This is a genomic window from Bacillus sp. Pc3, from assembly GCF_000815145.1.
Classification (GTDB): domain Bacteria; phylum Bacillota; class Bacilli; order Bacillales; family Bacillaceae; genus Bacillus; species Bacillus velezensis.
Map to the genome: position 1 here is coordinate 1,264,454 of NZ_CP010406.1, position 21,100 is coordinate 1,285,553.

A 21,100-nucleotide genomic window follows, 5' to 3' on the forward strand; every position below is an offset into this window, starting at 1 on the left:
TCTATATCCCTCCTTTAATTCATTGCCGGCTCGCCAAGCAATTCAAGCGTGACGCTGACAATTTGGTCTGGTGTCGGCAAATATTGATCTTCAAGCACCGGCGAAAACGGCACTGGTGTATGCGGCGCTGTAATCCGCTTAATCGGCGCATCAAGCAAATCAAAGCCCTTATCGGCGACAATCGCAGCAATATCCGTGGCGATGCTGCAGCGCGGATTGGCTTCGTCAATGATGATCAGCCGGTTTGTTTTTTCTAACGATGTGAAAATCGCTTCCTCATCTAAAGGAGACAGACTCCGGGGATCAAGCACCTCGGCGTCGATGCCTTTCTCAGAAAGCTGCGCAGCCGCTTCAAGCGCAGTATTGACCTGCTTGCCGACCGCAAACAGTGTGATGTCGCTGCCTTCGCGTTTGATATCCGCTTTTCCGAGCGGAATTGTATAATAATCTTCCGGCACCTCGCCCTTCATGTTGTAGGACGTTTTATCTTCAAAAAAGAATACCGGATCATTGTCTTCTATTGCCGAAAGCAGCAAACCTTTGGCGTCATACGGATTGGATGGAACAACTGTCTTCAGTCCAGGGATGCTCGTGAACAGGCCATACAGCGCCTGCGAATGCTGAGCGGCTGCCCGGAACCCGGCTCCGTATGTGGTGCGGACGGTGATCGGCACTTGCGCTTTACCGCCGAACATATAGCGGAATTTCGCCCCTTGGTTGATCACTTGGTCAAAGCACGTTCCGATAAAATCGTTAAACATCAGTTCCGCAATCGGTCTCAGCCCCGTGGATGCCGCAGCCATGGCCGCACCCATGTAGCCCGCCTCAGAAATTGGTGTGTCCAGCACCCTGCTTCTGCCGAATTCCTGTACGAGCCCCTTTGTGACCCCCAGTACACCGCCCCATGCTTCATCATCTTGCAAGTGATCGACCGCCGCTCCCCCGGCGACATCTTCACCGATTACAAGCACATTTTCGTCTTTTCTCATCGCAAGCTTCATTGCTTCATTGAGCGCGTCCGACATGCTTATGACTCTCGCCATCTCACATTCCCCCTTTTTCATATGACACGTAGACGTCTGTCAACAGCTCTGACTCTTTCGGATATGGACTCTTTTCGCTGAACGAGACGGCTTTTTCAATCGATTCGCTGACACGCTGTTCGATGTCTGACAGTTTATTTGCATCTGTTTCTTTTAGAAGATAGTTTTTAAAGCCTTGGATGGCATCCTTTTCTTCAAGATGCTCAGTCTTTTCATCCTTTGTTTTATAAGTTTGGGCATCCCCTTCGAAATGTCCGTAGTTTCTGTAAGTCATACATTCAATCAAAGACGGGCCTCCGCCGTTTCTTGCTCTTTCTATCGCTTCCCCGGCTGCCTGATAAACTGCTAAAATATCTTTTCCGTCCACCGTGACCCCCGGCATGTTGTAGGCAGCCGCCCGATCGGCGATTGAATCACAGGCTGATGCGTACTCAAATGTCGTGGCTTCGCCGTAACCGTTGTTTTCGGCGATGAACACGACAGGAAGATTCCATACTGCCGCTAAGTTCAGCCCTTCATGGAAGGTCCCTTGGTTATTGGCTCCGTCCCCAAAAAAGCAAACGCTTACATTTTTAGTTTGTTTATATTTAGCCGTGAGCGCTGATCCGCATGCGAGCGTGAATCCGCCCCCGACGATTCCATTTGCGCCTAACATGCCTTTATCAAGATCCGCAATGTGCATAGAACCGCCTTTGCCTTTACACAGTCCGGTCGCTTTTCCGAATATTTCCGCCATCATGCCGTCCAGATCACAACCTTTGGCGATACAATGGCCATGTCCCCTGTGTGTGCTTGTAATGCTGTCGCCATCATCTAAATGAGCGCACACCCCCGCAGCTACCGCTTCTTCACCGGCATACAAATGGACGAATCCGGGAAGCACTCCTTGCGCGAACAGTTCATGCACTTTGTCTTCAAAGCCCCTGATTTCCAGCATCTTTTGGTACATCCACAGCGCTTTCTCCTCAGTTAATGACAAGCCTTCTCGTTTTAACAATTCCATTTTGTGCGCCTCCTTCTATTTAGGGTTCACACTTATAAATGCAAGAAGCATGCCAGCCTTTGAAGCCCGTAAAATGAATGTTTTTATTTTTACAATGGAGACAGTTTGAGACAGGTGTCTCATTTTGTCTCGATCTGTTCCCTTTGTCTCGTTTTATGGCATACAAAAAAGACCGGGCATCACCCTGTCTTTGACAATGATCGACGTATTTATTTCCTCGGAAATCTTTTAACTGCTTCATTCTTTTGCATACAGTCTATCGCGGCGTTTGAGTGGTTACACTCTTTTTTTTCATATCCGCGTGCTGCAGTTCATGCTTTTCTTCAACAGCCCGATTCAGCGCTTGAAGCATGTAGCCAATGCCTTTATACGATGACAAAGGCCAGGTGATATGCTGATGCTCTCCGATGACGGCGTTTAGGACGCTTCGGTATTTTTTCCCGCCAAGCATGATAAACTCTTCGATGTCGGAAAAGCCTTTTTCATGAAATTGACGGCGCAGCTCGTCCGCTGCCATGATCTCCGGATGACCGGTTCCAAAAGTGACATCGTAATTTCCGGGAACCATATCATCCGGACGAAGGAATCCGTGCTTTGCCGACAAAATTACCCACTCATCGAAAAATGCTTTCGCATATCGCTCGCACGCCTGATGAAACGGGCTGAGATAAGCGTCTTCCGCCCTTACCGGACCTGTATCTGAATGGACATCCCAAATTTTTTTCTTGCCGCAGGGGATGATGCACAGTCGTTTCATTTTTCTCTCCCCTTTATGATGTATGTCCTATCAATGTACCATGATTCGTTTATTTCTGCATGACGAAACTGGCCATGGATCTGTCTGGGTAAAAACTGCACACAAAAAGACCCGGAATTCAAACCGAAATCCGGGCCGGATGAAGAGTTATTTATGTCACTCTTGCTCCATCCCATCAAGATACTTTCTCTCAAAGTCATCGAGCAATGCACGCACTTCATCTGTTGACTTTGTATTCATGCATTGATTTCTTAATTCACTTGCTCCACGGAATCCGCGGAGATATATCTTGAAAAAGCGGGGGAGCGGTTTATATGCTCGAGCTTCTGCTTTTGAATATTCATCATGAAGATCCAGGTGCAATCTCAAAAGATCAAGCAATTCCTTACTGCTATGCTCTCTCGGCTCCTTTTCAAAGGCGAATGGATTAGTAAAAATGCCTCGTCCAATCATAATCCCGTCAACACCGTATTGTTCAGCGAGTTTCAAGCCGGTTTCACGGTCAGGAATATCCCCATTGATCGTCAATAGGGTATCCGGCGCTATCTCATCACGAAGTTTCTTGATTTCCGGGATGAGCTCCCAATGCGCATCTACTTTACTCATTTCCGCTCTTGTACGCAGATGAATGGAAAGATTCGCAATGTCTTGTTTCAGTATGTGTGTCAGCCAGCCGCGCCATTCGTCTATATCCGTGTAGCCAAGTCTGGTCTTCACACTTACCGGCAGACCTCCTGCTTTCGCCGCCTGTATTAATTCGGCTGCAACTTCAGGACGGCAAATCAGGCCGCTTCCCTTTCCATTCCCCGCCACATTAGGTACAGGACAGCCCATATTGATATCCAGGCCCTTAAACCCTAATTCCGCCATCCCAATACTCATTTGGCGAAAGTTTTCAGGCTTATCTCCCCATATGTGGGCAACCATCGGCTGTTCATCCTCCGTGAAAGTCAAACGGCCGCGCACACTATCCTTCCCATCCGGGTGACAATAGCTTTCTGAGTTTGTAAACTCTGTGAAAAACACATCAGGTCTGCCTGCTTCACTCACAACATGGCGAAAAACGACATCCGTCACATCTTCCATTGGTGCCAGTACAAAAAATGGCCGTGGTAATTCACGCCAGAAATTATCTGTCATAACAAATCCAAATCCTTTCATGATGGGATACAGCCAAACCTTTATCCCAAAATTAAAAACTGACCATGCTTCTTTTACACTTATAGCATGTGTCAGCACTTCTTATCAAACGATAGTAAATTTTGAACATTTCACTTTTTACACGTAAAAAAGTGAAAAAGCAAACTGAAGCAGAACGCCTTAATTGAGTTAACGTAATAGACTATCGCTATAGTTAACCCCATATCGTTCATTTCTGATCAACTCAGCCAACTCCTTAACCTTTAAAAGGGTTTGAGAGAGAAAAAAGTGTGATGATTATCTACACCTATTTTTTTATTTATATTGTGGTTTATTAATAGTAGCGCTGACCTTCGTCTTTCTTAGCGGCCTTACTTTTGCTCTTTTTGGATAAAAGGATTCCAACCTAAATAGAATATCATATGAGTTCTCCCTATTACCAATGCAAAATAATTGTCCATATGTCAATATCTTTATAACGTTTTAGTTTTAAAGTTATTACTTATAAACAAAATATCTGCATAAAAAAAATAAATAATTACATTTATAAGGTGCCACAGTAATCATCTATAAATGTTTGTATAAGGTTACGATTCGGTAATCCTGATCCAAAACCAATAAAATAGACTGCTGACTAAGTGCCGCAGTCTCATTCATAAGATTAATAAAAAAGTGTTCATTTTCTTTCATTATTAAATAAGGCATCAGAAGTTATTGCTTTCATTTCGAATATCCTTTGTTATACCTGTGATGATTTGTATAACAGTGAAAACCCCCAAGAAAACAGTGACAATATTAAACCATGGATTATCATAGAATGAAAGATATGTTTGAAAGAAATCCAGCTCAACTATGTTTGCTGGGAATCCATTCATTTCTCTATAATTAGGACCCCATCCCGTTAATTCTGCAAAATTAAAATAAAGCTGTGAAACTAAAAATGCCAACAACGTTTGAAACCAACTTCTTTTAAATAACGGTCGTTTTTTGTTTACTTTATCCATTTCATTATCCATTTCCTTTTCTGCAATACTTTTTAGCCAAGTGTCAATCTAACATCATTATATGATGAAGTATGATTGTCGCAATAATTACTTATTAAGGATATAACCATCGCAGGTATTACTGTAATAGTTGTTATCACTTGCGTTTCCGCCTCGGATTTATTTCTTCTTTGGGAATAAGGAAAATAATCGGGGTCCTTTTTTCCTGTTTAGGCTTTCATATCATGTTAAACGACCAAACATGCTTTTTTAGTGTGTTTGATCTTTTATCCACAGTTGTTGCTAATAGTAGATGTTCCAACTGCCGTTGTGATTAGTGTAAGTAAGCCAACCTTGCCTTTTACACCTTCTGCTTCAGAACCTTCGTTCAGTGGTTGAGGTTCCAATATCTCTCATTCGGTTTCACCTCCTTTTTATCATTTATTACAACTATCGCCAATAGTAGAAGTGCCGATGAGTGTCGGGAACTTTATTCTTTAAGAAAGAAGTTTACAAAATATTAACTGAGATTACAAGTATTCACGGAACATGAACGACTTGTTATTGCTTCTGGTTCACAACAAGATCTTCATATTTTGTCTGTAATGCCGTTTCCAAACGAAAAAAAGAAAGTGAAGCAGCCTACTTGGCTGTTTTTCACTTGCTTTTCCATACGTTTTTTCAACTCTTTTTATCAGTTAAATAAAGACAAAAGACAGATAGGACAAGGGCACAAAACATAAAAAAACCCGGAAATCGGAATTGTTTAATTTACCGAAATCCAGGTCTGATTACGAATTGTTTATTTTAGTTAGACGATTTTAATACAAGCTTCGCCACGGCTTCCACATGAGCCGTCTGCGGAAACATATCAACAGGCTGAATATATTCGACGCGATAGTCCTTCGACAGCGTCTGCAAGTCTTTCGCCAGTGTGGAAGGATTGCAGGATACGTAGACGAAGCGTTTCGGTTTTACTTTTTTGATGGTATCTAAAAATGTTCTGTCACAGCCCGTTCTCGGCGGGTCGACGATGACCACGTCAGGGCGGAAGCCTTCTTTCGTCCATTTCGGGAGCCAGTGTTCGGCTGTTCCTGTGACATATGCCGCGTTTTTGATGCCGTGTTTCTTGGCGTTTTTCTTCGCATCGTCAATTGATTCTTTAATGACGTCCATGCCGCGGATCTCTTTTGCGCCGCTTGAAACCCACATGCCGATCGTACCGACGCCGCAATACGCGTCTACGACTTTTTCTTTTCCTGTCAGCTGAGCCGCTTGTTTCACTTCGTCATACAGCTTGACCGTCTGCTCCGGGTTGAGCTGGAAGAAGGCGCGGGCGCTCAGTTCAAATGACACGTCACCGAGCACTTCTTGAATGGCATGGCTTCCGGCCAACGCTTTTGTTTTGTCACCGAAAATGACGGATGTGCGCGCGCCGTTGACGTTTTGAATAATCGATTTCACTTCCGGCAGACGGTTCTGAATGGCTTTGACGATTTCGTCTTTATTCGGCAGTGTCTCTTTCGCGGTGACAAGCACGACCTGCACTTCGCCTGTTTCAAAACCGACTCTCGTCACGATGGTGCGGACATCGCCTTTTTTGGTCCGTTCGTTATAAACGGATACGTTGTGTTTTTCCAAAATACGGCGGACGATACCCGTTGTTTTGTTTGTCGCCGGATGCTGGACAATGCATTCCTTAATCGGAACGATTTTATGGGAATCCAGTCCGTATAAGCCGGCAATGATGCTGCCGCTTTGCGAGCGTCCGACTTGGAACTGGCTTTTGTTCCGGTAATTCCAAGGGTTGTCCATTCCGATCGTATCTTTAATGTTCATTTCTTCGACATTGAATCTCGTATGACGTTCCAGAGACTGAATGACGATGTCGCGTTTTTCGCGAAGCTGCTGGGTGTATGCCAGATGCTGAAGCTGACAGCCGCCGCACTGGTCGTAGACCGGGCATGGCGGCGTGACGCGGTGTTCAGACGGCTTGCGGATTTTTTTGACGCGTGCTTCTGAAAATTTCGGCTGCACATTTGTCGCTTCGGCAACGACTTCTTCACCGGGCAGAGCGCCGGGAACGAAGACAACTTTTTTCTTAAAATAGCCGACGCCCTCTCCGTTAATGCCGAGACGTTTGATGGTCAGCGGAAATGTCTGTCCGATTTTCAATTCGGCAGGCGCCTTTTTTTGATGTTGATTCACGTTTTTTTCTCTCCGTTTCTATATAAAGCCTTTCTCATGGGAAAACGGCTGATTTGAAATATCACATCTTTTCAGTATAACATGCAGCCGGCGGTTCCTTCATGTTTTTCACTGGAAGTTTCCAAAAATCCTCATCATTCAATACTTCTCCACAAGTACAAGGACGCATAGCTTAAATACGGCGCCCATTCGCTGCTTACCTGGAGCATCACGTCTTTTGACGGTTTATCCTCAAGGGCGAAGCGGCGTTTGACGGCGTTTTGCAGGCCGATATCCGCCAAAGGAAACAGATTCGGGCGGCCGAGGCCGAACATGAGGACGTTTTGGACGGTCCACGGGCCGATGCCTCTGATGGCGATCAGCTTTTTCATAATGTCTTCATCCGATAAATGGGTAAGTTCCGCCAGATTGAGCGCTCCTTCTGCAATCATCCGTGAAATGTCAATCGCATATTCCGCTTTTCTCATGCTGAACTGGAGCTCCCGCAAGTCCTGATACTCAAGCGCCGCGATCGTTTTCGGCTCGGGATAGCACCAGACGCCGTCTTTTTGTTCACCGAAGGCATGGACGAACCGTTCCGTTAAAGTAAAAGCGAAGGACAGGTTGAGCTGCTGGTGGATGATGCATTTCATGAGACAGTTGTAGACGTCATATTCCAAGACGAGCGGGGTTCCCGCATGCTCCTCAAAAAGCGCCGACAGATTTGTTTTTGAGAAATGATCAAGCACAGGCTGAAGCGGCTGCTCCCACTGAAAAATGTGTTTGATCCGTTCAATCATCTCCTCGCGGTCCGTTTCTCCGCTGACGAGAAAGACCGGGTCTGCGGCGGTGCCTTCCGCTTGAACCGTGATGACGGACAGTTTGCCGTCCCGTGTTCTGAGCGGCACTTTGATTGATCTTGCATGAAGATCGACCGCATTCAGCGGATCGAGCGACAGCCTTTCAAGGACTTTATCAAAATGATACGGCGGTGTGACCGAAACCGTTTCCTTCCACATATGCTCCACCCCTTTTTGTCCAAGTATATCATGAAGCGGCCGGGCGGCAATTCGTATACTTTTCTTCATAACGCCGCATGATATAATGGCAGGCGGAGGGTTGTTTATGATACATATAACCGCAATCACAACACATAATGAGATATTAGATAATATCCCCCTATCACGTACAGAACAACCGGACATCGCATGGTACTGGATTGATTTTTTCGGCGCTGAGATGCATGAAACCGAGCTGCTGCGTGATTATTTTCACTTTCATCCGCTTGCGATCGAGGATTGCTTTCAGCATATGCAGCGGCCGAAAATCGACCATTATGACGGCTACCGTTTTTATGTGCTCCACGCCTTGAACCCGGACACACTGGAAATGGAAGAGGTGGACATTTTTCAGTCCGACCGTTTCATCGTCAGCTTCCATTTGCACGAATCGCCCGGCGTCTCAAAGGTGAGAGAACGGTTTTTCGCTTCTCCGGGATTAGCCAAAAAAGGGCCCGGGCACATCACTTATATGATGATGGATCAGCTTGTCGATGAATATTTCCCCGTGCTGTACAAAATTGAAGACCGGCTGAATGAAATTGAAGACAGCAGAACACATAAATCTTACGGCACTTTAATGAATGAAGTGTTTGAATTGCGGACTGATCTTTTGAACCTGAGGCGGACGATCATTCCGATGCGCGATTTAATGTACCGGATTTTGAGCCTTGACCATGTAAAAGAAAGCCGTGAAACGAAAGCGTATTTCAGCGATATTTATGACCACCTGTTAAAACTGGCTGAGCTGATCGAGTCAAACCGTGATATGACGTCAGATTTGCGGGACAGCTACGTGACGCTGAATTCAAACCGGATGAACGCCATTATGATGACATTAACCATCGTCTCGACCATTTTTATCCCGCTGACGTTCATCGCGGGGGTTTACGGCATGAATTTCGATAACATGCCTGAGCTTCACTGGAAATACGGGTATTTTATCGTTTTGGGCGTCATGGCCGTTCTTGTGGCCGCCATGCTGTTTTGGTTCGCCCGTAAAGGCTGGTTTAATATTTTCAAGTAAGAACGGCTGCCGGCTGTTCTTTTTTTTGAGAAAACATGATAGTCTGAAAAAAAACGTAAAGAGGTGTGCGCCGTTACCATCCTTTCTCACAAAATCATTTCTTCTGTCCTCCTGGCTTTCAGTGTCATGTCCATTGCCCCGCTGTATAACGGCCGTACGGTGTCTGATTACATCTTTGAGTTACTCGGCTTTTCCTCTTGGCCGGAAGATGGAGCCCATATCTCCGTCATTCCCGGGGTTGTGCTTTACTTTGCGGCGTTAATCTGGTGTGCCGCCGCGTTCAGGCGGACGCTTCCCGCGGCGGGGCTGTTTCTGATCTTTCTCAGTATGGGGGCCGCTTCCGGTATCAGTCCTGCCACCGAATATGCCGTTTTTTCCTTAAAACAGTTCGCGCCCGAAAAAGAGGCTGTCGAATATGTGAAGCACCGCAGCGAATGCAGTCATCTGGTTGAGCGAAAAAGAGCGGGCATGAGCTGCACGCTTTATATCAATCATTACGGAAAAGGGGAACAAACTATTTCTGTCACCCCGGATTTATCAGAAAACATAAAGGACGTCACATTCAAATCAAAAACGTTCACTGTAAAACCCCGTTCAAAAACAATCATCAAAATCCGATTTACCGGATTTTATAAGGGGAAAGCCGCCTCAGACTCCGGATGGTCTTCACAACCTGAACTGAAAGTGGCAATCCTGTACACAGCAGATTAACCATTTTGCATGTATAATGGTGGAAAACTTTTCATTGGAGGGACTGTGAAATGAAGATCGCCATCGTCGGACTCGGCAATATGGGCCGCCCCATCGCCGAAAATATCATGAAAGCCGGATACAGTCTGACTGTATATAACCGGACGAAAGAAAAAGCGGCTGACCTGCTGGATAAAGGGGCAGAATATGCCGAAACGCCCCGACAGGCAGCTGAACATGCGGACATCGTGCTGTCCATGCTGTCAGACGATGACGCCGTAACAGACGTGACTTTCGGAGCTTGCGGCATTATTGCCGGGTTATCTGAAAACGGCATTCATATTTCAATGAGCACGATCAGTACGGCGCTGTCAGAACAGCTTTCCGCCGCACATTCGGGCAGAGGGCAGTCCTTTATTGCCGCTCCCGTCCTCGGCCGCCCCGATGCCGCCGAGAAGGCCGAGCTTCGCATCATCACAGCCGGACCGGCGGAAGCGAAGAAAAAGGCCGAACCGCTGCTTAACATCCTGAGTCAGCAAGTATTTGACACTGGTGAAGAAACAAAAACGGCCAATGCCGCGAAAATCAGCGTCAATTTCTTGCTCGTGTCCATGCTTGAGGCGTTATCTGAATCGTTCTTAATGATGGAGAAGTACGGGTTAGAACAAAAACAATTTTTAGAAATCGCCGGCGCGCTCTTTGGCTCTCCCGTCTATCAAAATTACGGCACGATCATGGCTGAGGAGAAATTTGAGCCGGCCGGTTTCAAAATGTCTTTAGGGCTGAAGGATACCAACCTGGCGCTCGCCGCCGCAGAACAGGTTTCCGCAAAACTCCCTCTTGCCGAACTGGCCAAGAGCCATTTTGAAAGCGGGATCGCACAAGGCTTCGGGGATCTGGATTGGGCCGCTTTGATTAAATGCCTGAAATAACAAAACACCTCTCCATTACCAGGAGAGGTGTTTTCTACAGGCGCGGCAGCTTCATTTCTTTCTCAAACATCAGGTCATCAATGCTTTTAAACGTGTAGCCTTCTTTTTTCAAATCGGTAATGGCATCGTCCAGAGCTTCTGAATTGTCCTTTGAAACGGTGTGAAGAAGGTAGATCGCGCCGGGATGCGCCTGCTTTATCATGTGATCATAGGCGTATTGTTTCCCTTTTTGCTCGTTAACCTTCCAGTCGACAAATGCGACGGACCAGAAAACGGTTTGGTAGCCGAGGCGCTTCGTTTCTTTGAGGACATATTCGCTGAATACGCCGCGCGGCGGACGGAGATACAGGTTGTCCCGCTTTCCGGTAATGTTGTACACGGCTTCCGTGACTGAATCGAGTTCGTCTTGAATCTGATCGCCCGTTTTTGTCGTCAGATCAGGATGATGAAAAGAATGATTGCCGATGATATGGCCTTCCTTTGACATCCGTTTAATCAAATCAGGCTGCTCTTTCACAAAATGACCCGTGACAAAAAAAGTGCCCGTGACGTGATGTTTTTTTAACACATCAAGCACTTTCGGGGTGTACCCATTTTCATATCCGTTATCAAATGTTAAATAGATGGTCTTTTCTTTCGTATTGCCCAAATAAAAGGCATCATATTTTTTGACCAGATTGTCCAGCTGTCTGCCGGCATCCGGCGGCTGATGATTGACGCTGCGTTTAAAGCCCCAGTTTATCCGTTCATTCGGCACGGCTTCTGCGCTGTTGATGCCTCCCGCAAGTAAAACGGCCATGCAGCAAATTGAACAAAACCATTTCATGACCAGCACTCCTTCTGCATTTTTCCTTATTTTGCAGTAGGCCCTGCCCTTTTATACAGCCGCATTATGGAAAAAGAAAAACCCCGGCATCCGCCGGGGTTTATTCCCAATCCTTTTTAAAGCGTTCGTATTTTGCTTCCAGATCATCAAGCATGCCGATGAGCCGGTCTATATCTTCAACGTCCGTTGATTCAGGGTCTAATGAATCAATGACATTCATAAACATATCGAGTCTGTTCTTCAGGTAATCGAGCTGCTGATCTTTGCTGTTTACTGCATTCCCCATACTTCCACTCCATTCATTTTTTATAATGGTAGCGTATTTTTTGCCGTTTTTCAATGGTTCCGCTACTTGCGATCTTGGCAGATCAGGTCTAAAATTAACAGTTGGCAGACGTTAGTATGCCCCATTTATAAAGGAGTTAGATAGTCATGACACAAAACACAACACTGCGTCCGATCACACCGGAGTACGATCCTTGGGAAGCGTACATGGATGTCGACCAGTATGGAGATATGAAACTGACGAACGTTGAATTCACAACGACGACTTTGTGCAATATGAGATGCGAGCACTGCGCCGTCGGGTACACGCTCCAGCCGAAAGACCCGAATGCGCTGCCGATCGACCTTTTATTAAAGCGGCTTGATGAAATTCCTCTGTTACGCTCTATCAGCATTACGGGCGGCGAACCGATGCTTTCGCTGAAATCGGTAAAGGAATACGTCGTCCCGCTTTTGAAATATGCCCATGAACGCGGCGTCCGTACACAGATCAATTCAAACCTGACGCTTGATATCGGGCGCTACGAACGGATTATTCCTTATTTGGACGTCCTTCACATTTCTCACAACTGGGGAACGGTCGAGGACTTTGCCGACATCGGATTTGCGATGATGGAGAAGAAACCGACATTTGAACAGCGGGCGCGCTATTTTGACAAAATGATTGAAAACAGCCGCACGCTGGTCGAAGCAGGCGTAATGGTTTCAGCGGAAACGATGCTGAACAAACGGACGCTGCCGCATATTGAACATATTCACCGGCAGATTACGGAAGAAATGAAATGCCAGCGGCACGAAGTCCATCCGATGTATCCGAGTGATTTCGCCAGCGCTCTTGAATCACTCAGCCTGAAGGACATGAGACAGGCCATTCATCATCTGCTCGACATTCGCGATGAAGAGACATGGATGCTGTTCGGTACGCTCCCGTTTTACGCATGCAGCCCTGATAAAGAAGATCAGAAGCTCCTCCTCCGCCTGCGGGAAGCGAAAAACGTTACGGTGCGAAACGACCCTGACGGCCGCTCCCGCCTGAATGTCAACATTTTTGACGGAAATATCATTGTCACGGATTTCGGCGATACACCGCCGCTCGGCAATATTAAAACAGACAGCCTTCCCGAAGCATATGACAAGTGGAGACAGACGAAGCTGAGCAAAGAGCTGAACTGCCGCTGCACAAACGTCCGGTGCCTCGGCCCGAACGTCCTTGTCAAAAACAGTTATTATCAGGACACGGATTTTTCATTACGAAAAGCCAGAGGTTAACAAAAGATGGAAACGACAATTACGGACATTTTGAAAAGCAAAGTGGTTGAGATCATCATCGTCGCTCTCGTGCTTTACGCCGGTGTTTTTCTGATCAACCGCTTTGTCCAGGTGTTATTTAAACGCACGGATTTCTTGGAGGAACGGAAAGGGAAGACGATTGAAAGCCTCGTCCGATCCATCACCCAGTATACGGCGACGATCGGTTTTATCTTTTACGTCATTTCTTTATTCGTTCATGATTTCGGCCGAATTTTAGCCGGGGCGGGTGTTGCCGGTATCGTCATCGGTTTCGGCGCCCAGTCGTTAATCAAGGACATATTGGCCGGTGTCTTTTTAATATACGAACGCCAGCTTCATAAAGGTGATTATGTGACGATTAACAATCTGTTCAACGGCACAGTCGAAGAAATCGGACTCCGTTCCCTCCAGATCCGTGAGTGGACCGGCAAGCTGCTTACCATATCTAACGGTGAGGTCAGACAGCTTCAAAACTATAACATTGATTTTATGCGGATTACCGAGTCCGTCGTGATCAGTTACAAGGAAGATCCCGAGCGGGTATATGCCGTCTTAGAAAAAGCCTGCGATATGCTCAATGATGAGCTTCGCGATTCACTGAAGCGGGATGAATTTCTCAATGCGACGGAGCCGTTTCAAGTGCATGGAATTATGAGTTTGAACAAATTAACCAGAGGCATTGAATTTACAGTGAAAGGCATGGTTCAAGACACAGAATACTTCTCGGCGAGCCTTGCGGTGAGACGCGTTCTTGCCCGGGAGCTGTACAACAACAATGTGCAATTGCTCGAGGAAATGTATCACACACAAAAAAGCTGATTCCCGAACCGGAATCAGCTTTTTTTATTTATCTCGGCTGCGCTGTCATTTGAAAACCGAATGTGACGTGATCCTGCACCGGAATCCAAGCCCCGATTCCTTGCGAAGTCACATTTTTGACGACAAGTTTCCGCTTGCTGCCTTTCAGCACCAAATACACTTCACCGTATGTTACTTTTCCTTTTTCATTAACGGCCGGAGCGTAGGCGTGCAGGTAGCCGAGCCGCTGCGGAGAAATTTTGTAGGTTTGATCGCGTTTTGTGCCTGCGCCGATAACCGTTTCAAACGCGAGCGGCAGTTTTGTTTTCTTCATCGCTTTTTGCATCATCATGCTTTTTACGTCTTCTGCGTTCGGCACCTTCGCTGTGAGACCGCCTTTGATTTTGTATTGCTGTTCTTGGGCGTATGAGATAACCGCGGTTTGCTGTCCGCCCCGGTTATCCGCTCTGTTTGTGTTGATTTTTTTATATTCCCAGTTGGCGACCGTTTCGTTCGACTGATAGCCGAGCGCCCATTTCCCGAGAAATATTGTCGCCCGGTATCCGATGGCAAGCGGTGAACCGGAAACCGAGGATTCATTCAGCATCTTTATCAGATGTGGATTTTCGATGTTGATCTCGGATGTATCTAACAATTCCTTTGCCAGTTTGCTCGGCTGAAGCATCGGCTGGTCCTGTGAAGCATTCGGATACGTATTTTCCTTTGAAATGCTTACGACAGAGTTGGGAACCTTAAACGGTTTTTTTGCAGCGGCAGACGGCGTTGCGAAAAAACTAAAGGATAACAGCAGAATCAGTGTGGCATGAAACAGCTTTCTCATCATATCACTCTTTCTATAGCATTTTCCTTTAGTCTTTTCCTCCGCAATCGTTGTTATCCGCATTTTTTACAGGTTAAAGCAGGAAAAAACCGATCGCCATAATGACATAAGCGGCAAGGAGCGTAGCCCCTTCAAACCAGTTCGAATCACCGTCATTTGAAATCATCGTCATCAAAAGGACGGATGAGATCATCGCGACAAGCTCGGGCAATGTGAATACAAGCGGCATATTGACCGGAAAAAAGATGGAACAGATCACAAGAACCGGAGCCACAAACATGGCGATCTGCAAAGTCGAGCCTACCGCGATTTCAACGGCGACATCCATCTTGTCTTTGTACGCCATAATAATCGCCGACGCATGCTCTGCGGCATTTCCGACGATTGCGACGATAATCACTCCGATAAACAGCTCGCTCCAGCCGAACTGTTCAGCCACCGCATGAAACGTATGGACAAGGTTTTCAGATATGTAGGCGACGATAATGGTTGAAATAAATAAGACGGCTGTCGCTCTTTTCCCCGACCACTCAGGCTGCTCCTCTTCTTCCTTTGCCTCCGGCTGATTCGGCTGATAAACACCGCGGTGGGTGACGAGCTTGAAATAAAGAGCTGCCACGTACAAAAGGATCATGATGATGCTGATGCCGACACTCAAATCAAGCTTGTTTTTTTCCCCCATATCCATGGAAAACACTTCGGGAATGACAAAAGCAACGATAATGGCAAAAATCAGCAGGCCAGAATTATGCCGGGCATCATGAATATTGAATTCCTGCCGCTTGTATTTCAAACCGCCGATAAAAAACGACAGTCCCGCGACGAGCAGAAGATTGCCGAGCACCGAACCGGTCAGTGAAGCAAGCACGATGCCCGTCAGCCCTTCTTTTAAGGCGAAAAGCGATATAATCAGCTCTACCGCATTGCCGAACGTGGCATTCAGCAGACCGCCGATCCGCGGTCCCGCGATAATGGCAAGAGATTCAGTCGCTCTCCCCATATAACTTGCAAGCGCAATAATCGTCAAGCAATAAATAATAAACAAAACCGCTGACGGCCAGTGCATCAGGCCGCCGATGACTGAAAGCGGCACTCCCGCCGCAGCTGTAAAGAAAAAAATCCGATTCATATCTGCCTGGCTCCTTTTTTCGAATGAGTCTTTTTATATCCTTCTCAAAAACTCCCTCAATTACACTTCCGCGGCAGCCCGAATTGGCATTTTTAGGTTGCCGGACGCGACAAATCCGTGTACGATCAAGAAAGATACTGAAGAAGGAGAAATACGCGATGTCACGACTGTACTTCTTTATTTTGGTTCTGCTTGTTTCCATCTCCGGATTTTCCCAAGGCATGCTTCTGCCGGTGATCTCCGTCATTTTTGAAACGAACGGGGAATCAGCCGCTATAAACGGACTTCACGCAACCGGCCTTTATATCGGCGTGCTTCTGGCGTCGCCGTTTATGGAGGCCCCGCTGCGCAAGCTCGGATTCAAACCTCTGATGGTCATGGGCGGATTTCTTGTTATCATCAGCTTATTCAGTTTTATTTGGCTTCAATCCATATGGTTATGGTTTTTTCTTCGGCTGCTTATCGGAATCGGTGATCATATGCTGCATTTTTCAACCCAAACGTGGGTGACGTCAAAGTCAACGCCCCGAAACAGAGGAAGAAACATTTCGCTGTACGGACTGTCCTTCGGGCTCGGATTCGCTGTCGGCCCGTTCATGGTCCCTCTTGTGAAAACAAGTCCGCCCCTTCCGTTTATCGTATCCGGCTGTATCAGTCTTGCCGCCTGGCTGTTTGTATTTGTCTTACGTAACGAGTACCCGGCGCAAGGTCCGGATGAAACATCCGGGGATAACAGCGCAAAACGGTTTTACCGCGCCCTTCTTTTCGGCTGGGTCGCTTTTCTCCCGGCTTTCGGGTACGGTTTTTTAGAAACGGCGCTGAACGGAAGCTTTCCCGTGTACGCCCTGCGCTTAGGCATATCCGTCGATGCCGTCGCGCTGATATTGCCCGCTTTTGCCATCGGAAGTATTGTATTCCAGTTCCCTCTCGGTTTATTAAGCGATCGATTCGGGAGAAAACGTGTCCTGCTCGTCATCTTATTAACGGGTGCCCTTTGCTTTTTGACGGCCGGACTGTTTCCGTCGCCTTCTGTCATCGGCTGCTGCTTTTTCACGGCGGGAATGGCGGTCGGCAGTATGTTTTCCCTCGGCATCAGCTATATGAGCGACCTGCTGCCCTCCCATCTGCTGCCGGCGGGCAATCTGCTCTGCGGCATTTCCTTCAGCCTCGGCAGCATGATCGGCCCGGTGGCGGGCGGCTGGTATATGCAGCGGTTTGAAAGCGCCAATTTGTTTTACTTTATTACGGTGATTCTGGTCTGTATTTGGCTTGCGCTCGTCTTCGGGAAAACAAAGCACAGTCCCGCATCCGAATCCCATTCTTTTCCATCCTCATAAAAAAGCCGCCTGATCTAAGTCAGGCGGCTTCTTTCTAGTGGTATCCGTTCTGCCCGTTAGCGCTTCCGCTTGTTTTATTCTTCGGGCCGTTTTTGGAGTTTTGTTTATTATGGCTTCCGCCTTTTTTCGTATGCTTGGTCATAGCCGATTCCCTCCGTTTTTCAGCTTGAACGTCTCCGTTCCTCTATAGCTTGCTCCCGCGGTACGGATTTTCATCAGGAAGCTTTTTACGTTTATGTAAAAGCGCGTTGATTTCGCCTCCTAAAATCAGCAGTGTTCCCGTAAGGTAAAACCAGATCATAAGGACGATAATTCCCCCGATGCTCCCGTATGTAGCGCTGTAGTTGGCAAAGGTGCCGACGTAAAATGAGAACAGCATACTGACGATAATCCAGCCGGCTGCCGCAAATACGGCTCCCGGCAGCACAAAACGGAGGGAAAGCCTTTTATTCGGCGCGAAAATGTAAAGCGCGGTAAACACGATTAAAAGGATAAGCGGACTGATACCCCAGCGGACAACCGACCACACCTGCAAAAACAGGCCGGAGGCGCCGATGAAATCTGCGGCCAGCATTCCGATTTCTCTGCCGAACACCGGCAGAAGCAATGCGATTAAAATCGTAACCACCATCGCGATGGTTAAAAAAATTGAGGTCAGGCGAATGATGATAAATGAGCGGTTTTCCTCGACTTCGTAGGCATGGTTAAATGCTCTGACAATCGCGTTCATACCATTCGAAGCCGACCAGATGACGGCGATAATCCCGAATGACAAAAGCCCGCCGCTGCGCTTGTTCAGCGTTTGCTCCGTTATGGATTTCACCATAGACATGGCGCTGTCGGGCGCGTATTGATCGACCGCCCCGAGCACGTCTTCTGCCGATATGGGAAGATAGGCGGTGAGCGTCAGCATGAAAATCATTAACGGAAACAATGACAGCAGGAAAAAATACGCCAGCTCCGCCGATTTACTTTGTCCTTCATGGAGAGAAAACCTTGCAAACAGCTCCTTTATAAAACTCATGACATCCCACCTCAATGATCGTTTTTCGAAAAATGCTCCTTCGTTTCTTTTAACAGGTCAATGACCTGCGGTGTCGTCTGCTTCAGCTTAGTGATCTGGCCGTTTAAAAAACTCAGATCATCCGATACGGTATTGGCGATGGTCTTCACTTGATCAAGTTTTGCAGATGCCTGCTGTTTCAGCACTTCAGGATGTTTTCGGTAGAATGCCGCACGCTGCCTGCACGCGTCCATGTTCCGGAAACATGCCTCTCTTGTCGGCTTATGTAATAAGGACAGTGCTCCCCCGGCGGCAGCGCCGATAAGAATCGCTTTTGCCATGATGCGTGTCTGCTTCATCGGTCAATCCCCCTTATAAATGATGGTCTTTCTTTATTGTCTCCAGCAAATGACGGCACCCGGACTCGACCAAAGCGTACACCTCGCTGAAATTCCCGGTATAATACGGATCGGGCACGTCCGCAAGGTCCGACTCCGGTACATAATCAAGCAGCCTTGCAATACGCGGCGCCGCTTTTTTATAACCGGCCATGCTGCGCAGATGTCCGATATTTTCTGCATCCATCGCAATGACGTAATCAAAATCGGTCAGATCAGACTCACGCACCTGCCTCGCCGTGATGCCGCTTGCGCTGATCCCTTTCTTCTTTAGGATCTCCTTTGTCCCTTCATGCGGCGGATTTCCCGCATGCCAGGCGCCGATTCCCGCTGAATCAATGTTAATCTGCCCGTTCAGCCCGTTTTTCTTCACCATATCAGAAAATACCGCCTCTGCCATAGGAGACCGGCAAATATTTCCCAGACAGACAAACAGCACATGTATCATATCGATAACCTCCCTATTCTTTCCCCGCATTTTGAGGATCAAAAACCTTATCATCATCTTAGCAACTTTTCTGCCGCTGTGGAAATAAGCTTTTATTCTAAATGAATTCTGTTAAAATAAAGGGTACGAAAACGGTCATGAAAGGATGCATGAATTTGCCGAGCCAACAAACAGAAACGTTAAACAAAATGATTGAAGACATTTCGCAAAAGCTCAACATGCTCAATGTCGGCGTCATCAGAGCGGAAGATTTCAGTGATGAAAAAATAGAAGATCTTACATACCTTCATCAAATGGTCATGAAAAAAGCATCATTCAGCCCGAGTGAAATGCAGGCCATTGCCGAGGAGCTCGCCTCTCTCAGAAAATAAACCCATGTCAGACCTGCCGAAAAACGGCGGGTCTTTTTTTGATTTAAAAAAGTAAAAAATAAAAGTTCATCGGTTTGACACATATAAAAAGAAGGAGTATAGTAACTGTGAACTTGGTAGAACGATATACTAAATGAGCGGGCCGCTTATCTTTTTTTATTTAGTAGAACGATATACTCGTTGTTATATCAGCGTTAGTCAAGTTTGTATCTGCAACCGTTTTATCAAACCAGTTTTCAAAGAAAGGCAGTGGTTCAATAAAGGGGAATGGTTCTGTGCTTTTGTTAATTTAAAAATTAATTTAATTCTTTATTAACCGCATTAGGGGATGTCATCATGAAAAACATATACACCAAAATGGCAGCGGGTCTTTATATTAATTATTTCCTGCTGGGCATGATCAATATTATTATCGCTTCCAATATGGAGGCATTATCAAAACAGCTTCATACATCCGCAGCCGGGGTCAGCTATTTGGTCTCCGCCATCGGGATCGGGAAGCTGATTTCGCTTCTGTTTGCCGGGAAGCTTTCGGATACATTCGGGAGACGGCCGTTTATCGTATCGGGCGCCTTTCTGTATCTGATTTTCCTAATCGGAATTCCGCTTTCGACAAACTATACGGCCGCGTTTATCTTCGCCATTTTCGCCGGGATCGCCAATTCCTTTTTGGATTCCGGGACATATCCGGCGCTTATTGAAGGATTTCCGAAAAACGCAAGCTCTGCAACCGTGTTAATCAAAGCGTTTGTATCCATCGGCGCGACGGTGCTTCCGTTTTTTATCGCGTTTATTGCGGACAGGCATTTGTTTTACGGCTGGACGTTTTTCGTACCGGGCATTATTTTCTTCCTGAACGGCTTTTTCCTGTTAAAAGTTCCGTTTCCGAATCATAAGCAAAAAGAAGGCGGCGGCCGGACGGAAGCTTCTCCGTCTGATGACGCGTTCACATCACAGCCGTCGATATGGCGCGAAGGCCTTGCGATCATTCTGTTAGGCTTTTCATCTACGGCGCTGTTTATGCTCGTTCAAGTATGGCTTCCTAAGTTCGGGCAATCCGTTTTGGGCATGCCTGAGGTGCAGGCCGTCAAATTGCTGAGCTATTACAGCATCGGTGCGCTTGTGTCCGTGTTATTGCTGGCTGTGCTGTTAAACAGAGTGATTCAGCCGATTACGGTAATGGTGCTGTACCCTGTGATCGCGGCAATCGCGCTGCTTGCTCTGATTTTCATTCATCAGCCGGCCGTATCAGTCATCAGCTCCTTTGTCATCGGACTTTCAACTGCGGGCATTCTGCAATTGGCGATGACGGTTATGGCTGTTTTATTCCCTAAAAATAAAGGTACGATCACATCTTTTGTTAATATAGCATCAAGCTTATCTTTTATTGTCATTCCGCTTGTAACGGGAGCGATATCCAAAGCGGCCGGCCTGACGCCTGTTTTTCTGCTTGATATCGGAATTGCGGTTGTCAGCGCCCTTCTCGCATTGTTTATCGGAATCCGCTTTAAGCAAGTGATGAAAGCCTGACTATTTTTTAAGGGAGAGGATTTA

23 protein-coding genes are annotated in these 21,100 nt (G+C 46.8%); 8 read left to right on the top strand and 15 right to left on the bottom strand.

Annotated elements, in window-relative coordinates:
• Window positions 1-14: 14 nt before the first annotated feature.
• The 8 genes from acoB to SB24_RS05790 all read right to left on the bottom strand — a co-directional run bounded on the left by acoB (window position 15) and on the right by SB24_RS05790 (window position 8,132).
• Entirely contained in the window at window positions 15-1,043 is a 1,029-nt protein-coding gene (gene acoB, locus SB24_RS05760) for an acetoin:2,6-dichlorophenolindophenol oxidoreductase subunit beta (RefSeq protein WP_039252314.1), read from the bottom strand.
• Window position 1,044: 1 nt separating this feature from the next.
• Complete coding sequence (acoA, locus tag SB24_RS05765; RefSeq protein ID WP_003155540.1) at window positions 1,045-2,046, bottom strand: acetoin:2,6-dichlorophenolindophenol oxidoreductase subunit alpha; 1,002 nt, start codon at window positions 2,044-2,046, stop codon at window positions 1,045-1,047.
• Between the two features lie 256 nt (window positions 2,047-2,302).
• Window positions 2,303-2,803, bottom strand: coding sequence for a DUF6884 domain-containing protein (locus SB24_RS05770; RefSeq protein WP_039252315.1), 501 nt, complete (start codon window positions 2,801-2,803; stop codon window positions 2,303-2,305).
• 156 nt (window positions 2,804-2,959) lie between these two features.
• Window positions 2,960-3,943 (bottom strand): tRNA dihydrouridine synthase, encoded by a 984-nt coding sequence (locus tag SB24_RS05775; protein ID WP_007408522.1) that lies wholly within the window; start codon window positions 3,941-3,943, stop codon window positions 2,960-2,962.
• A gap of 704 nt (window positions 3,944-4,647) precedes the next feature.
• Window positions 4,648-4,947, bottom strand: a complete 300-nt coding sequence (locus SB24_RS05780; RefSeq protein WP_039252317.1) for a YfzA family protein — start codon at window positions 4,945-4,947, stop codon at window positions 4,648-4,650.
• A 266-nt stretch (window positions 4,948-5,213) separates the two neighbouring features.
• Window positions 5,214-5,333, bottom strand: coding sequence for a class III lanthipeptide (locus tag SB24_RS20190; RefSeq protein ID WP_202631770.1), 120 nt, complete (start codon window positions 5,331-5,333; stop codon window positions 5,214-5,216).
• Between the two features lie 400 nt (window positions 5,334-5,733).
• Window positions 5,734-7,134, bottom strand: coding sequence for a 23S rRNA (uracil(1939)-C(5))-methyltransferase RlmD (rlmD, locus tag SB24_RS05785; protein WP_007408520.1), 1,401 nt, complete (start codon window positions 7,132-7,134; stop codon window positions 5,734-5,736).
• Between the two features lie 134 nt (window positions 7,135-7,268).
• Window positions 7,269-8,132, bottom strand: coding sequence for a DNA-3-methyladenine glycosylase family protein (locus tag SB24_RS05790; protein ID WP_031378890.1), 864 nt, complete (start codon window positions 8,130-8,132; stop codon window positions 7,269-7,271).
• A 106-nt stretch (window positions 8,133-8,238) separates the two neighbouring features.
• Here SB24_RS05790 and corA point away from each other — a divergent pair, with 106 nt between their 5' ends.
• From corA to SB24_RS05805, 3 genes are all read left to right on the top strand, one after another.
• The gene (gene corA, locus SB24_RS05795) at window positions 8,239-9,198 is read left to right on the top strand and encodes a magnesium/cobalt transporter CorA (protein ID WP_012117086.1); all 960 of its coding nucleotides are present in this window, start codon (window positions 8,239-8,241) and stop codon (window positions 9,196-9,198) included.
• 63 nt (window positions 9,199-9,261) lie between these two features.
• The gene (locus SB24_RS05800; RefSeq protein WP_039252319.1) at window positions 9,262-9,909 is read left to right on the top strand and encodes a hypothetical protein; all 648 of its coding nucleotides are present in this window, start codon (window positions 9,262-9,264) and stop codon (window positions 9,907-9,909) included.
• 50 nt (window positions 9,910-9,959) lie between these two features.
• Window positions 9,960-10,820: an NAD(P)-dependent oxidoreductase gene (locus SB24_RS05805; RefSeq protein WP_015417037.1), complete on the top strand. Its 861-nt coding sequence runs from the start codon at window positions 9,960-9,962 to the stop codon at window positions 10,818-10,820.
• Between the two features lie 34 nt (window positions 10,821-10,854).
• Here the strand turns inward: SB24_RS05805 and pdaA are convergent, their stop codons facing one another.
• Window positions 10,855-11,646 (bottom strand): delta-lactam-biosynthetic de-N-acetylase, encoded by a 792-nt coding sequence (pdaA, locus tag SB24_RS05810; RefSeq protein WP_003155556.1) that lies wholly within the window; start codon window positions 11,644-11,646, stop codon window positions 10,855-10,857.
• Window positions 11,647-11,746: 100 nt separating this feature from the next.
• On the bottom strand, window positions 11,747-11,932 hold the full coding sequence (locus SB24_RS05815; RefSeq protein WP_003155558.1) for an SE1561 family protein: 186 nt from the start codon (window positions 11,930-11,932) through the stop codon (window positions 11,747-11,749).
• 146 nt (window positions 11,933-12,078) lie between these two features.
• Between SB24_RS05815 and yfkAB the strand changes: the two genes are divergently transcribed.
• Together yfkAB and SB24_RS05825 are read left to right on the top strand one after the other, a co-directional pair.
• A complete protein-coding gene (gene yfkAB / locus SB24_RS05820) occupies window positions 12,079-13,200 on the top strand; it encodes a radical SAM/CxCxxxxC motif protein YfkAB (protein ID WP_039252324.1) in 1,122 nt (373 codons plus the stop codon).
• A gap of 6 nt (window positions 13,201-13,206) precedes the next feature.
• Window positions 13,207-14,040, top strand: coding sequence for a mechanosensitive ion channel family protein (locus tag SB24_RS05825; RefSeq protein ID WP_007408513.1), 834 nt, complete (start codon window positions 13,207-13,209; stop codon window positions 14,038-14,040).
• 28 nt (window positions 14,041-14,068) lie between these two features.
• Here the strand turns inward: SB24_RS05825 and SB24_RS05830 are convergent, their stop codons facing one another.
• On the bottom strand, window positions 14,069-14,863 hold the full coding sequence (locus tag SB24_RS05830; protein ID WP_023356782.1) for a YfkD famly protein: 795 nt from the start codon (window positions 14,861-14,863) through the stop codon (window positions 14,069-14,071).
• A 70-nt stretch (window positions 14,864-14,933) separates the two neighbouring features.
• On the bottom strand, window positions 14,934-15,989 hold the full coding sequence (gene cax, locus SB24_RS05835; RefSeq protein ID WP_007408511.1) for a calcium/proton exchanger: 1,056 nt from the start codon (window positions 15,987-15,989) through the stop codon (window positions 14,934-14,936).
• 158 nt (window positions 15,990-16,147) lie between these two features.
• Here cax and SB24_RS05840 point away from each other — a divergent pair, with 158 nt between their 5' ends.
• Window positions 16,148-17,326, top strand: coding sequence for an MFS transporter (locus SB24_RS05840; protein WP_039252327.1), 1,179 nt, complete (start codon window positions 16,148-16,150; stop codon window positions 17,324-17,326).
• A gap of 184 nt (window positions 17,327-17,510) precedes the next feature.
• Here SB24_RS05840 and SB24_RS05845 read toward each other — a convergent pair whose 3' ends face one another.
• From SB24_RS05845 to SB24_RS05855, 3 genes are read right to left on the bottom strand one after another with little or no spacing between them, the layout of a single operon-like run.
• The gene (locus SB24_RS05845; protein WP_007408509.1) at window positions 17,511-18,350 is read right to left on the bottom strand and encodes a YihY family inner membrane protein; all 840 of its coding nucleotides are present in this window, start codon (window positions 18,348-18,350) and stop codon (window positions 17,511-17,513) included.
• A gap of 11 nt (window positions 18,351-18,361) precedes the next feature.
• Window positions 18,362-18,688, bottom strand: coding sequence for a hypothetical protein (locus SB24_RS05850; protein ID WP_015239397.1), 327 nt, complete (start codon window positions 18,686-18,688; stop codon window positions 18,362-18,364).
• Between the two features lie 13 nt (window positions 18,689-18,701).
• A complete protein-coding gene (locus SB24_RS05855; RefSeq protein ID WP_012117078.1) occupies window positions 18,702-19,175 on the bottom strand; it encodes a low molecular weight protein-tyrosine-phosphatase in 474 nt (157 codons plus the stop codon).
• A gap of 155 nt (window positions 19,176-19,330) precedes the next feature.
• Between SB24_RS05855 and SB24_RS05860 the strand changes: the two genes are divergently transcribed.
• Window positions 19,331-19,546, top strand: a complete 216-nt coding sequence (locus tag SB24_RS05860) for a DUF1128 domain-containing protein (protein WP_003155571.1) — start codon at window positions 19,331-19,333, stop codon at window positions 19,544-19,546.
• Between the two features lie 336 nt (window positions 19,547-19,882).
• Entirely contained in the window at window positions 19,883-21,076 is a 1,194-nt protein-coding gene (locus SB24_RS05865; RefSeq protein WP_015417032.1) for an MFS transporter, read from the top strand.
• The last annotated feature ends 24 nt before the right edge of the window (window positions 21,077-21,100 follow it).